This window comes from Edwardsiella piscicida (genome assembly GCF_001896205.1).
Taxonomy (GTDB): domain Bacteria; phylum Pseudomonadota; class Gammaproteobacteria; order Enterobacterales; family Enterobacteriaceae; genus Edwardsiella; species Edwardsiella piscicida.
In genome coordinates this window covers 3,409,676-3,422,610 of the sequence record NZ_MPNU01000001.1, presented here as the reverse complement: position 1 = coordinate 3,422,610, position 12,935 = coordinate 3,409,676, and the positions used below count along the sequence as shown (strand labels likewise).

The 12,935-nt window shown below is 60.8% G+C and carries 12 protein-coding genes; 8 read left to right on the top strand and 4 right to left on the bottom strand.

Translation table 11 applies throughout. The features are described 5' to 3' along the window. The coding region (locus tag BRD58_RS15775) for an autotransporter outer membrane beta-barrel domain-containing protein (protein WP_139263917.1) at window positions 1–1,230 on the top strand (1,230 nt) is incomplete at its 5' end. A 209-nt stretch (window positions 1,231–1,439) separates the two neighbouring features. Next, a complete protein-coding gene (locus BRD58_RS15770) occupies window positions 1,440–2,630 on the top strand; it encodes a right-handed parallel beta-helix repeat-containing protein (RefSeq protein ID WP_073383650.1) in 1,191 nt (396 codons plus the stop codon). Window positions 2,631–2,767: 137 nt separating this feature from the next. Here the strand turns inward: BRD58_RS15770 and BRD58_RS15765 are convergent, their stop codons facing one another. From BRD58_RS15765 to BRD58_RS15755, 3 genes are read right to left on the bottom strand one after another with little or no spacing between them, the layout of a single operon-like run. Further along, entirely contained in the window at window positions 2,768–4,024 is a 1,257-nt protein-coding gene (locus BRD58_RS15765; protein WP_073383645.1) for a PTS ascorbate transporter subunit IIC, read from the bottom strand. Window positions 4,025–4,034: 10 nt separating this feature from the next. Further along, entirely contained in the window at window positions 4,035–4,322 is a 288-nt protein-coding gene (locus BRD58_RS15760; protein WP_005289977.1) for a PTS sugar transporter subunit IIB, read from the bottom strand. A gap of 25 nt (window positions 4,323–4,347) precedes the next feature. Further along, window positions 4,348–4,791, bottom strand: coding sequence for a PTS sugar transporter subunit IIA (locus BRD58_RS15755; protein WP_073383640.1), 444 nt, complete (start codon window positions 4,789–4,791; stop codon window positions 4,348–4,350). Window positions 4,792–5,022: 231 nt separating this feature from the next. Here BRD58_RS15755 and BRD58_RS15750 point away from each other — a divergent pair, with 231 nt between their 5' ends. Beyond that, complete coding sequence (locus BRD58_RS15750) at window positions 5,023–6,057, top strand: LacI family DNA-binding transcriptional regulator (protein ID WP_073383636.1); 1,035 nt, start codon at window positions 5,023–5,025, stop codon at window positions 6,055–6,057. Between the two features lie 30 nt (window positions 6,058–6,087). On the opposite strand, the gene BRD58_RS15745 is transcribed toward BRD58_RS15750, so the two are convergent. Further along, window positions 6,088–6,900, bottom strand: coding sequence for an IclR family transcriptional regulator (locus BRD58_RS15745; RefSeq protein ID WP_073383631.1), 813 nt, complete (start codon window positions 6,898–6,900; stop codon window positions 6,088–6,090). Between the two features lie 268 nt (window positions 6,901–7,168). On the opposite strand from BRD58_RS15745, the gene BRD58_RS15740 reads away from it, so the two are divergent. The 5 genes from BRD58_RS15740 to yiaK are packed head-to-tail and all read left to right on the top strand — an operon-like array spanning window position 7,169 to window position 12,818. Beyond that, a complete protein-coding gene (locus tag BRD58_RS15740) occupies window positions 7,169–8,722 on the top strand; it encodes a sugar ABC transporter ATP-binding protein (protein ID WP_073383628.1) in 1,554 nt (517 codons plus the stop codon). Then, the gene (locus BRD58_RS15735) at window positions 8,703–9,776 is read left to right on the top strand and encodes an ABC transporter permease (RefSeq protein ID WP_073383624.1); all 1,074 of its coding nucleotides are present in this window, start codon (window positions 8,703–8,705) and stop codon (window positions 9,774–9,776) included. Before BRD58_RS15740 ends, BRD58_RS15735 begins: the two co-directional genes overlap by 20 nt. Window positions 9,777–9,806: 30 nt before the next feature. Continuing rightward, the gene (locus tag BRD58_RS15730) at window positions 9,807–10,919 is read left to right on the top strand and encodes an ABC transporter substrate-binding protein (protein ID WP_073383620.1); all 1,113 of its coding nucleotides are present in this window, start codon (window positions 9,807–9,809) and stop codon (window positions 10,917–10,919) included. A 1-nt stretch (window position 10,920) separates the two neighbouring features. After that, window positions 10,921–11,826 (top strand): SMP-30/gluconolactonase/LRE family protein, encoded by a 906-nt coding sequence (locus tag BRD58_RS15725; RefSeq protein ID WP_052219224.1) that lies wholly within the window; start codon window positions 10,921–10,923, stop codon window positions 11,824–11,826. After that, a complete protein-coding gene (gene yiaK, locus BRD58_RS15720) occupies window positions 11,820–12,818 on the top strand; it encodes a 3-dehydro-L-gulonate 2-dehydrogenase (RefSeq protein WP_034168445.1) in 999 nt (332 codons plus the stop codon). The genes BRD58_RS15725 and yiaK overlap by 7 nt, the downstream gene beginning before the upstream one ends. The last annotated feature ends 117 nt before the right edge of the window (window positions 12,819–12,935 follow it).

Genomic DNA, 12,935 nt, shown 5'->3' with positions numbered 1-12,935 from the left:
GGCGGCTCATCGTCGGGCAGCGGCGTGGGCGATTCGCCGTCGGGCAGCGGTGCGGGCGGCTCGTCGTCGGGCAGCGGCGCGGGCGGTTCATCGTCGGGCAGCGGCGCGGGCGGCTCATCGTCGGGCAGCGGCGTGGGCGGTTCGCCGTCGGGCAGCGGTGCGGGGGATTCATCATCGGGCAGCGATACAGGCGGCTCATCGTCGGGCAGCGGTGCGGGCGGCTCATCGTCGGGCAGCGGCGCGGGGGATCCGTCGTCGGGCAGCGGTGCGGGTGGTTCATCGTCGGGCAGCGGCGCGGGCGGCTCGTCGTCGGGCAATACCAGCACGTCTGTTAATGGGGAGCATCTGTTCAGGAAACAGGATAATACGGCGCTGCTGAAACAGGCGCGGAGTCTGTTTGCCGCCCGAGAATATCTCCTCAGTGATCACGTGGATAATTGGGAACAGATTATTGATTACACGGATGCGCAGAGCGGGGCATGGGCCATGACGGGCTACAGCCACGGTGGTTATGACGCTTATACCGTGAAGCAGAACGGCCTGGATTTCGGTTTCAGAAAGCACGGTGACGCAGGTGAATTCTGGGGTACCGCGCTGGCGCTATACGACGGCGACAGCCGCGCTACGGGGTTCCGCGATGATTACAGACTGTGGGGCGTCAGCCTTTTTGCAGGCCAGACATTGGCATCAGGCCTGTTTGTGGATGGCTCCGTGGGATACCAACGGCTGTCTGAGCGATTTTCCGTTCAGGGTGAGCTGAGTGATCTGTCTGGAAACGTGAAGAGCCATATTGCCACCGCCGGGGCCCGGCTCGGCTGGAGGATATCCTTTAACGACGCCGATATCGCTATCACGCCCTCGGTGTCGGTGAACGGGGCCCGTATCGATGGCAATCATCTGCAGGGCAATGCGCGGTCGGCAGAAATGCATGCGGGGGGCGCGCTATGGCTGAAGGCCGGCGTGATGATAGAGAAGGATTTTGGGCCCCTGTCGATTAAATCCGGGCTCTTCCGGAATATCACGCTGAATGAGATGCCGGGCATTACGCTTACGGATAATTGGAAGGCAAGGCGCTATAACGCGGAGCGCGCCGATCGCTATATCGCCACCGTGGGCGTTGACGGCAGCGTGACGGAAAACCTGCGCGTACAGCTGAGGCTGAGCAGCAGTTTTGACGGGAAGTTTACGACAGATGGTGAGGGTGGGCTGGGAATACGCTATAGCTTCTGATATTCGAAGTCTGTCTTTGCGAGGGTGTCATCGCCTGATGTTGATCTGTTCAATCCAGGATCAACATCAGGTTGTTTGATGGATGAAAAACGGTTGGCTCTCGATTCTTGGGTTATCTGGTCGATAAACGCAGCGATGATGTATTTCGGTAGTCGATAGCCTAAGGCGTGGGTTGATGCTTGGCTCTAACTATATTGACGATATAAAAAATGATTGTATTCCTTAAAAAAGACTTTGGCGCAACAGGTAATGCCGTTGACGATGATACATCATCAGTTCATAAATTCTTTAACTATCTATCTACACATGGCGGGATTGGCGTTATTGAGGCGGGCACGTATAATACATCTGCTTATAAGTTTAACCATGATACTAAGCCGCTCTCTATCCTTGGCGAGGGGCCGACGCAGTGTCTATTTAAAAATCTCTCCCACGGGACCTTTTTGACATTCGACAGATGCTCCGGCGTTAAGATCTCCGGTCTCACCCTGGACTGTCAGTACACAAGAACGAAGGCCCGTATGCATGGTATTGCACTCAATACGTGTATGGACAGCACTATAGATAATTGTCATGTTTATGACTATCTGGGGACCGGGATTATTGCCTATGGGAGCAATACGGTCGACGGTAAAAAATGCAGCGGCATTCATGTAAGGGATTGTTTGGTTCAGGCCGAAGCGGCATTTAAAGATTGGCAAAACGAACCGCCTGAAAGCAAAAAAGACAAAGAGTGCAATGGTGTGGTGTTGTCTGACTGCGAGAACAGTAAAATATCCGGCTGTAGGGCCGTTGATATATCCTTGTTCGGTATTGAGCTTAAAGGCCATTCAATATGGAACTTTGTGGTTAACTGCGCCGCCAAAAACTGCAGGTATGGCTTTGGCATGGGGCAGCAGACGATAGATGATACGGGATGTGAAAATAACATTGTCAGCGACTTTTTGGCTCAGGGATGCTACATGGGCGGCATCGTTGGAAAGGCAAAAAGAAATAACATGGCTAATTTTACCGTTGATTTTACTGGTGTGCCCTCCAACCTGGCCCAAAATGCCTTTCGCTTTCAGTTAAAGTCCGTTTTTAATTCATTGGATAACCTTGTGGTGTCCGGCGCTGCGAATGGGATCGGCATGATAAGATATGAGTCCGGCGCGAGCAATAACACGGCAAAAATCACCAACTGCCAACCGCTGTCTGACGAGTTAGCATTAGTCGTTGCCGAATATTGTGATGAGTCTCAGAAAACAGAGGGTAACTATACCGTCCTGCTCCGTTCTCATGTCGATAGCCCCCATTTAACGGTGGTGGGAGATGCCGCCTCAATGAATAAAACGTGGTATGCGTGGGATCACACCGAGATCTGCAGGCTGGGTTTACTAAATGACACCGTGGCTGACTGAGCGGGGGGATTGCGCGCGCCGCCGTGCGCGCTTCACGCTCCGCGCTTGACTCGGCTATCCGGCTTGCCTTTCGCTCTGCGCGGTAAAAAAAACGCCCCGTCGATAGCGACGGGGCGTATTGTCACGCGGGGGGCAAATCAGCGCACGATAATGCCCAGTAAAATACCGATCACGCCGAAGTCGGCGTCGCTGAAGGTGGTGTTGGCGATGCCGATCTGGCCGAGCACCGGCAGCAGAAACACCGGCAGGAAGGTGATCAACAGCCCCTGGGCGAAGGCGCCCAGGATGGCACCGCGCCGCCCACCGGTGGCGTTGCCGAATACACCGGCCGCCGCACCGACGAAGAAGTGGGGCACCACGCCGGGGATGATCACCGTCATGTGCAGCGCGTAGAGTACGAACATGCCGATGACCCCGGCGGCGAAGCTGCTGAGAAAGCCGACCAGCACCGCGTTGGGAGCGTAGGGGAACACGACCGGGCAATCCAGCGCCGGCTTGGCGTTGGGCACCAGTTTGTCGGAGATCCCCTTAAACGCCGGGACGATCTCGGCGATAACCATCCGCACGCCCTGCAGGATGATGTAGACCCCGGCGGCGAAGGTGATGGACTGCATCAGCGAGAACATAAACCAGTTTTTACCGCCGCTCACCTCGCGTACATAGTCACCGCCGGCGAACAGGCAGGTGATGATGAAGATGATGAACATGGTAAATGAGATAGCCACCGGCGTGTCGCGCAGGAACAGCAGGCTCTTCGGCACATTCATGTCTTCGGTTGAATGCTCTTTATTGCCGAACTTGCTGCCGATAAAGCCGGCCAGAACGTAGGATACCGTCGAGAAATGGCCGATAGCCACGTCATCCGAGCCGGTGATCTTTTTCATATAGGGGTGGGCGATGGCCGGGAAGAACACCATGCAGAAGCCGACGATCAGCGAGCCGACCAGCACCAGCATCGTTCCCTGCATCCCGGCGGTGGCCAAGATCACCGCCACCATCATCGACATAAACAGCGTGTGGTGGCCGGTCAGGAAGATAAATTTCCACGGCGTCAGGCGGGCGATGACGATATTGATCAGCATGGCGAAGAACATGATCATCGCCATTTCACGGCCAAAGCTCTTTTGTGCAATGGAAACGATGGCCTCGTTATTCGGCACGACGCCGTTAATACCGAAGGCGTGCTGGAAAATAGCGGAGAAATCGCCCAGCGAACTAACCACCAGGCCGGCACCGGCGCCCAGAATAACAAAACCCATAATGGTTTTGATGGTGCCTTTAATACATTCGGTGACCGGTTTTTTCTGCGCGATAAGGCCGATAAGCGCAATCAGGCCGACCAATATCGCCGGCTCTGAGAGCACATCCTGCATCAGAAAACGAAAGAATGACATGCTGCCTCCACTAGAGTGCGCCGAGTTTACGCAGTGCGACGCTCAGACGCTCTTTCATCGCCACTTTGTCGATCATATTATCCAGCGCGACGATCTCGCCGCCGACCTGCTGGGCGACCAGCTGCTCGGCAATATCGGCGGTGCCGACAAAGATATCGCTGGCGGTGCCTTTGGCGGAGCCTAAGTCAACGTGGTTAACCTCGGCGTTGACCTGCAGATCTTTAAGAATGGTTTTGATGCTCATTTCCATCATCAGGCTGGTGCCTAAACCGTTTCCGCATACAACCGTAATATTCATGGTATTCCTCTTGATGCTTTATTCGTTAATAACGAGCAATGATGCTGAGAATGTCATCTGCGTTTTCTGACTGCAGAATTCTGTCGATATCGTCTTGGTTATCAAAAAGCTCGGCGAGTTTGGCGATAACGCCGATATGGCTGTTGCTGTCGGTGGCCGCCAGCACAATCAGTAATTTAATCGGGTCGTTACCCTCAGAGCCGAATTCCACGCCCTGTTTGATCACCGTCAGCCCCAGCGAGAGGCGATTAATGCCGTCTTCGGGGCGGGCGTGGGGCATCGCCATGCCTGGCCCCAGAACATAATAGGGGCCGATTTTTTCGTGGGACTGAATTATGGCGTCGATATAGCGGGGGGCGATCGATTGGTTGTGGATCAGCGGCGCGCAGGCGATATGGATCGCATCACGCCAGTTCTCGGCCCGTTCAACCACCTGAATAACGTCGGGGGTAAGCAGCGTCGTCAACATGAAATCAGCTCCTGGTTATATGCGCTGTTTTTTTCGTTCTTCTTCTTACCTACGGCATAGTAGAGATCTATGGTAGCGCTATCTAGCGTGGGACGGCGTTTTCGTGATAGCGCTATCATTTTAACCAGAAGAGGACAGGATGCGGCGCTGAGTACCAATGTCCGCTGATCATCGCCGTTGAGCTGTGCTAAGTTAGGGCGTCGCGATGAACCTGGGCAATAACCGCATTTCATGGAAAAAACACGCAAGAGAAAAACAACCGGGCGCGTCACCCTGCAAGAGGTGGCCAGGCATGCAGGCGTGGGGGCCATGACGGTCTCCCGGGCGCTGCGCACCCCGGATTTGGTCTCTGACAAGCTGAGAGAGAAGATAAATCAGGCCGTTGACGAGTTGGGCTACATTCCCAACTTGGCGGCGGGGAGCCTGGCGTCGGGGCAAAGCCGGACGGTGGCGGTGATCGTCCCCTCCCTGCGCGACTACGCCAGCTCGGTGTTTCTGCAGTCCCTGCAGGAGGGGCTGAATAAAAACGGCTATCAGGTGGTGATCGGCAGCCACGACTACCAGCAAAAGCGCGAGTCAGAGGTGCTGTTCACCCTGCTGCAGAGCAATCCGGCGGCGCTGGTGATTTTTGGCGCCCTGAACTCCGAAAAGGCGCTCGGCTACCTGGATAATATTGATATTCCGCTGATCGGCGCCGGGTGCGAGGCGCCCAGCGCGTTTGCGTTGCACATCAAAAGTAATATTGGCGATGCCGCTTATTTCCTTACTGAATATTTATTGGATAAGGGGTATCGACGCATCGGGTATATCGGTGCCCAGATGGATCGCAAGATGCAAAGCCAGCAGCTGAGCGGCTGGACTCGCGCGATGCTGCACCATAACGTCAGCGCCGAGCAGAGCATCACCACCCCCTACGTGGCGACCCTCGACTTTGGCCGCCAGGCCATCAGCGAGATACTGACCCGTCAGCCGGAGCTGGAGGCGGTGGTGTGCAGCCACGAGGCCATCGCGCTGGGGGTGCTGTTCGAGTGTCAGCGCCGGCTGATCAAGATCCCCTCGATGCTGGCGCTGGCCTGCGTCGAGGGCTCATCTAACTGCGATCAGATTCACCCTTCGCTGACCTCCGTGCGCATCGACTACGCCAAGATGGGCGGTGAGACGGCGCGGTATGTGCAGCAGTGGCTGGCGGCGCCGGACGCCGGGCGCCTGACCCGCCAAGAGACGGTGGTGTTCCCCTATAAGTTCGTGGCGCGCCAGAGCGCATAGGCGCGCGGCGACGTCTGGCCCGCGCGCGGCCTACCCGTTAAATCCCAGCTCGGCGGAGATGGCCTCGGCGGTGGCGCGCAGGGGGGTAAGCAGCGTCTCCAGTCCAATCTGCGCCAGACGGGCGCTGGAGAGAGAGACGGAGACCGAGTAGGTGACGCGCTGGCGAATATCGAACACCGGCACCGCGATGCAGGAAACCCCCAGCTCATTCTCCTCGCGATCCAGCGCAACCCCCTCTGCGTGCACCTGCGCCAGCTCCTGCTGCATGGCCGGAAGTTGGGTGATGGTGTTGCAGGTCAGCGCCTGGATCTGCTTGCGATGGCCGCGCCAGTAGGCGCTCAGGTAGTCGGGCTGTCCGTAGGCCAAAAAGATTTTCCCCATCGCCGAACAGTACAGCGGCATCCGCTGGCCGATGTAGGCCCGGGTGCGCAGCATGCCGGTGGTCGGCTCCAGCTTATAGATCAGAATAGCGTGGTCATCTTCACGGCTGGAGAAGTTGACGGTCTCGCCGCAGCGCAGATTGAGCGCCTCGAGGTGGGGGGCCGCTACGTGCAGAATATTGAGGGACGACAGCGCCTTTTGCCCAATCGCCACCAGCTTGGTGGTCAGACGGTAGCTGCCCGCCGCCGGCGCCGGGGTGACATAGCCACAGGCCTGTAGACCCTGCAGCAGGCGGTGCACGGTGCTTTTGTTCAGCTCGGCCAGCGTGGAGAGCTGCGCCAGGGGGCAGCCGTTGGGGTAGTTGCTGAGGATCTCCAGCAGCATTAGGCCGCGCAGCAGGCTCTGGCTGCCGGTCGGCATCTCTTTCTCTTGGCTTTCGTCCCGTCTTTCCGCCGCTGTCATCACTCTTCCCCTTTGCGTTGTGGATTACCCCTCTTGGCTCGCCGCCGTCGCTGCGCTGCAGTATAGGGCCGCCGTTGATGGTAGCGCAAAGTGTGTCGCAGTTCACGATCTGAGCACAAACAAAATAACTGATTGATATTTAAATACTTAGCAATGTGTTTATTTTTTGACTTGTCAAAAAATGATCAATATATTTGAAATCAAGTTTTGCAATATGAAATTTATAGCGCAATAAATGCGCGATAAATCACCCGGAGGGATCACGCCGATGACGCACCACGCCGCACCGCCCTTGCTCTCCCTGCGCCATATCGTTAAGCGCTTTGGTCACCATGCCGCCGTCAATGATGTCAGCCTGGATGTCTGGCCGGGGCAGATCGTGGCGCTGCTGGGGGAGAACGGGGCGGGCAAGTCGACGCTGATTAAGGTGCTGGCGGGGGTCTATGGCCGCGACGGCGGCGAGATCCTGTTTAAGGGGCGCGCGGTGGCCTCTGCGCGGGCTCTGCGGCGCGCCCGGCGTCAGCCGATCGCCTTTATTCATCAGGATCTCGGTCTGGTGGAGTGGATGACGGTCGCGGAGAACATGGCGCTGGTGATGGGCTTTCCGCGCCGCTGCGGGATGATCGACTGGGCGGCGACGCGGCGTCAGGCCGCTCAGGCGCTGGCCCAGATCGACATCGCGCTGGATCCCGACGATCGGGTGTTCGATCTGTCGCGCACGGAAAAGTCGCTGCTGGCGATCGCCCGGGCGCTGGCGGTGAATGCCGAGGTGCTGGTGCTGGATGAGCCGACGGCCTCGCTGCCGGCCGATGACGTGCGCCATCTGTTTCGGGTGATGGGGCTGCTTAAGGAGAAGGGGGTGGGAATGGTCTACATCACCCACCGCCTGGATGAGGTGATGGAAATCGCCGACGGCGTGTGCGCCATGCGCGACGGCGCCTACGCCGGCGGCGGAGCGTTGGCCGATTATACGCTGCAGGGGCTGGTGTCGCTGATCGTCGGCGGTACTCTGCAGACGAGTCAGCGCGCGGCGCTGCCGCCGGATGCGGCTTTGCCGGTGCTGACGCTGCATCAGGTGCAGGTGGGCGAGGTGGGGCCGCTGTCGTTTCAGCTGCGCGCCGGTGAGATGGTGGCGCTGGCGGGGCTGCGCGGCGCCGGTCAGGAGGCGGTCGGCCGGCTGCTGTTTGGCTGTCAGGCGCGACAGCGCGGAGAGATAACGCTGTGCGGCGCGCCGTTTGAGGCCGAAAGCCCAGCGCAGGCGATGGCGGCCGGAGTGGCGCTGGTCGCCGGCGATCGCCTGGGCGAAAGCCTGGTGGACGGTATGCGCGTGGGGGAGAACCTGTTTCTGAATCCCGTTATGCACGGCTATCGTCCCTGGTCACGCTACGACGCCGCACAGGAGCACGGGGCGGCCCTGGCGACGATCCGGCGCTTTGACGTCCGACCGCCGGACGGCGACAGCGATATTCGGGCGCTCTCCGGCGGCAATCAGCAGAAGGTGGTGCTGGCCCGCTGGCTCTCGCTGGCGATGCCGCTGCTGGTGCTGGAGGATCCCACCGCCGGGGTCGACGTGGGATCGCGGGCGGAGATCTATGCGCTGCTGAACCAGGCGTTGGCGCAGGGGGCGGCGATCATCGTGATCTCTAACGATCTGGAGGAGGTGGCGCACATCTGTAACCGTGCGCTGGTGTTTAACCGCGGGCGGATCGTCGCGGAGCTTATCAATCAGGATGTCACCTTTGCCCGTTTGCTGGAGCAGGCCGCGGCCGCCCCCTGCGCCGCCGGGTCAGTCGGAGCGCACTATGGCGAAAACCTCTATTAAATCTACGGCGCTGGAAACCCACGTGTCGCTGCGCCGGGACGGCACAGCGGCTTGGCTGGGGCAGGCTTTGACCCGCTATGGCCTGCTGATCCTCTGCGTGGCGCTGATCGGGCTGTTTGCGCTGACGACGCCTTCATTTGCATCGCTGCTGACGCTGCAGGCGATTCTGGGCAGCAAGGCCAAGATAGCGCTGCTGGCGCTGGCGGCCACCGTGCCGATGATCGTCGGCAAGATCGATCTCAACGTCGGCTTCGGCATTGTGCTGTGGCACATCCTGGCGATCACCTTGCAGGTGGAGTACGGGCTGGCCTGGCCGCTGGCGGTGTTGGTGGTGCTGGGGCTGGCGGCGCTGTACGGGCTACTGAACGGTCTGCTGGTGGCGCTGGCCGACATCGACAGCTTTGTGGCGACCCTCGGCTCCGGCACCGTGCTGTACGCCATTGCGCTGTGGCACTCCGGCGGTCGGCAGATCGTCGGTACGCTGCCGGAGGCATTTACCAACCTGCACCACCTTGAACTGTTCGGACTGCCGGTGGTGGCGCTGTACGTGGTGCTGGCGGCGGTGGCGCTGTGGCTGGTCACCGAGCACACCCCGGTGGGGCGCTGCATGTATGTGGTCGGCGGCAACCCGATCGCCGCGGCCCTCAACGGCATCGCGGTTAACCGCTATGTGATCGGCGCTTTTGTGACCTCTAGCCTGCTGACTGGCTTTACCGGGGTGATCATCGCCGCCGAGCAGGGGATCGGGCAGGCCAGCGTGGGCATGGACTACCTGCTGCCGGCCTTGGTCGGTGCCTTTCTCGGCAGTACCACCATTCGCCCTGGCCGGGTGAACGTGTGGGGTAGCGTGGTGGGGATTGCGGTGCTGGCCATCGGTATCGCCGGCATCCAGCAGTTCGGCGGCGCGTTCTGGGTTGAGCCGCTGTTTAACGGCGCCACCCTGCTGCTGTCCATCACGCTGGCGGGCTATGCCCAGCGTCACCGTCGCCTGCGCCGCGCGTCGCGCCAGGCCCCCGCGGCCGATAGCGCCGCGCCGTCATCCAGCGCGCCCTGAGCGCGGAGTCAACGCAAGGAGCCTCATCTTATGAAACGTAGATTCATTACCACGCTGATCGGCCTTGGCCTGCTGTACGGCAGCGCGGCCTCTGCCGCAACGGCAGAGGAGGTCGTCCAGCAGGCCCGTCAGGCGGTCGCCCGCGCCACCGCGCCGGTCAGCGCGTGGGATGGACCGCGCTCTGGGCCTGCGCTGGCCCCGGCCAAGCGGATTATCTTTATCGCCTCCGACATGAAGAACGGCGGCGTCTTAGGCGTAAGGCAGGGGCTGGCGGAGGCCGCCACCGCCGCGGGCTGGTCGCTGGATACCCTGGACGGCGCCGGATCGGTCAAGGATCAGCTGGCGGCGCTGAACCAGGCCATTGCCCGCCGCCCGGACGGGATCGTCATCGGCGGGTGGAACCCCAACGTGGCGAAGATCCCGCTGAAGAAGGCGCGTCAGCAGGGGATCGTACTGACGGCCTGGCACGCGCTGCCGACGCCGGGGGCGATCCCCGAGTACGACATTTTCTATAACGTCACCTCCGACTCCGACGAGGTGGCGCGGGTGGCGGCGCAGTATGCCGTGGCGGCCTCTAACGGGACGGCGCGGGTGCTGATCTTCACCGATTCGCTGTACCAGATTGCCCTGGACAAGGCCAATGCGATGAAGGCGGTGATCGAGCAGTGCCAGGGGTGTCGGGTGGTGGAGTTTATCGATACGCCGCTGGCGGATACCGCCAATCGCATGCCGGGAATGACCTACAGCCTGCTGCAGAAGCAGGGCGATGACTTTGAATATGCGCTGGCGATCAACGATCTCTATTTCGACTTTATGGCGCCGGCGCTGCAGAGCGCCGGAAAGGGGAGCGCGGGCCAGGCGCCGTTTACCATCTCCGCCGGGGATGGGTCAGTCAGCGCGTATCAGCGGGTGCGCAGCGGCAGGGGGCAGGTGGCGACGGTGCCGGAGCCGCTCAGGCTGCACGGCTGGCAGCTGCTGGACGAGTTTAACCGCGCCTTTGCCGGAGAGGCGCCGTCGGGCTACGTTACCCCAGCCCATCTGGTGACGCGTGACAACATTGAGTCCGACGGCGGGCGCAACAACGAGTTTGATCCGGACAACGGCTATCGCCAGCGCTATCTGGCGCTGTGGGGAGTGCGTTGAGATGGCGGCCTCCCATCACTATCTGGGCGGCACGCTGGAGAAGCTGTGTTCGCCGGCGCGCTGGGCCGAAGGGCCGGTGTGGCTACCGGCTCAGCGCTGCCTGATCTTCAGCGATGTGAAGGGCAACTGCATGTATCGCTGGGATGCGCGCCGCGGGGTCACCCTGTTTCGCGCCGAGTCTGACTACGCCAATGGCAATGCGCTGGATGCCCAGGGGCGGCTGATCACCTGTGAGCACGGGCGGCGCGGGCTCAGCATGACCGATGCCGAGGGGCAGCGCCGTCTGCTGGTGGATCGGATCGAGGGGCGGCGCTTCAACTCGCCCAACGACGTGGCGGTACACCGCGACGGCAGCATCTGGTTCAGCGATCCGCCCTATGGGATCGTCGGCGATGACGAAGGGTACCGCGCCGACAGTCAGATCGTCGGCTGCTATGTCTACCGTTTTGACCCACGGCACCGGCGGGTGACGATCGCCCTCTGCGACACCCAGCGACCCAACGGGCTGGCCTTTTCGCCAGACGGACGCTGGCTGTACGTGGTGGATATGTCGCAGCTGGACTTTCCGCAGCAGGGGCGTCATGAGATCCGCGCCTATCGGCTACAGGCGGATCGCGCCCGCTTTTCCCACGTACTGGCCGAGGTGACGCCGGGTCTGCCCGACGGCCTGTGCGTGGACGGGGCGGGCAATCTGTACTGCAGCTGCGGCGAGGGCGTTGCGGTGTACTCCCCGCAGGGGGCGCGGCTGGGGCGTATCGACGTGCCGGAGCGGGTGTCCAACTGCACCTTTGGCGGCGACGATGGCCATACGCTGTTTATTACCGCCAGCGCGTCGCTGTATCGGGTTACCTTTCCGTCCGGCGCCGTCGTCGGCCCCCTATCTAACCATGGAGAAATGCAATGTTAGTCACCTTTGCACAGTTAAAGCAGGCCTTCCTGCGTGTACTGCTGGCGCGCGGCGTGGCGGCGGATCGCGCCGAGGCGTGCGCCGAGATGTTCGCCCAGACGACCGAGGCCGGCGTCGCTTCGCACGGGGTGAACCGCTTTCCCCGCTTTATTCAGCAGCTGGAGGCGGGCGATATCGTTGCGGACGCCGAGCCGGTTTGCGTCACGGCGCTGGGCGCCATTGAGCAGTGGGACGCACGGCGCGCCATCGGCAATCTGACCGCGAGGCAGATGATGGATCGCGCGATGGCGCTGGCGGATAGTCACGGCATCGGCCTGGTGGCGCTGCGCAACGCTAACCACTGGATGCGCGGCGGCGGCTATGGCTGGCAGGCGGCGCAGCGGGGCTACATCGGCATCTGCTGGAGCAACTCTATCGCGGTGATGCCACCCTGGGGAGGGAAAAGCTGCCGTATCGGCACCAATCCGCTGATCGTGGCGATACCCAGCCAGCCGATCACCATGGTGGATATGTCCATGTCGATGTTTTCCTACGGCATGCTTGAGGTCAACCGTTTGGCGGGTCGCGCGCTGCCGGTCGAGGGGGGCTTTGACGACGCGGGGCAGCTGACCCGCGATCCGGCGGTGATCGAGCGCAACCGACGTATTTTGCCGATGGGCTACTGGAAGGGATCTGGGCTGTCGATCGCGCTGGATATGATCGCCACGCTGCTCTCCGACGGCGCCTCGGTGGCCGAGGTGACGGAGGATCACCGCGATGAGTACGGCGTCAGCCAGATCTTCATCGCCATCGAGATCGATCGGCTGATCGATGGGCCAACGCGCGAGGCCAAGCTGGCGCGCATCATGGACTACGTCCGCGGGGCGCAGCGCGCCGATGAGCAGGTGGCGATCCGCCTGCCGGGGCACGAGTTCACCCAGCTGCAGGCGCGTAACCGGGCGCAGGGGATCGAGGTGGACGATCGGGTATGGCAGCAGCTCTGTGCGCTGTAGCCACGCGGCGCCAGCGCCGGGGAAAATATAAAATAATTATTTTTGTCTTGGTTCCTTTTTTATTTATCTGCTTTCGGCAAATAACCGTCAGCTGATGGAAGTTATATGACGTGTAAT

What these genes read in the sequence shown, in the direction of transcription:
- BRD58_RS15745 (WP_073383631.1), bottom strand. Translation starts at nt 6,900, where the DNA reads ATGACAGCGGCGGAAAGACGGGACGAAAGCCAAGAGAAAGAGATGCCG.
- BRD58_RS15760 (WP_005289977.1), bottom strand. Translation starts at nt 4,322, where the DNA reads ATGAATATTACGGTTGTATGCGGAAACGGTTTAGGCACCAGCCTGATG.
- BRD58_RS15730 (WP_073383620.1), top strand. Translation starts at nt 9,807, where the DNA reads ATGAAACGTAGATTCATTACCACGCTGATCGGCCTTGGCCTGCTGTAC.
- BRD58_RS15755 (WP_073383640.1), bottom strand. Translation starts at nt 4,791, where the DNA reads ATGTTGACGACGCTGCTTACCCCCGACGTTATTCAGGTGGTTGAACGG.
- BRD58_RS15750 (WP_073383636.1), top strand. Translation starts at nt 5,023, where the DNA reads ATGGAAAAAACACGCAAGAGAAAAACAACCGGGCGCGTCACCCTGCAA.
- BRD58_RS15770 (WP_073383650.1), top strand. Translation starts at nt 1,440, where the DNA reads ATGATTGTATTCCTTAAAAAAGACTTTGGCGCAACAGGTAATGCCGTT.
- BRD58_RS15725 (WP_052219224.1), top strand. Translation starts at nt 10,921, where the DNA reads ATGGCGGCCTCCCATCACTATCTGGGCGGCACGCTGGAGAAGCTGTGT.
- BRD58_RS15735 (WP_073383624.1), top strand. Translation starts at nt 8,703, where the DNA reads ATGGCGAAAACCTCTATTAAATCTACGGCGCTGGAAACCCACGTGTCG.
- BRD58_RS15740 (WP_073383628.1), top strand. Translation starts at nt 7,169, where the DNA reads ATGACGCACCACGCCGCACCGCCCTTGCTCTCCCTGCGCCATATCGTT.
- yiaK (WP_034168445.1), top strand. Translation starts at nt 11,820, where the DNA reads ATGTTAGTCACCTTTGCACAGTTAAAGCAGGCCTTCCTGCGTGTACTG.
- BRD58_RS15765 (WP_073383645.1), bottom strand. Translation starts at nt 4,024, where the DNA reads ATGTCATTCTTTCGTTTTCTGATGCAGGATGTGCTCTCAGAGCCGGCG.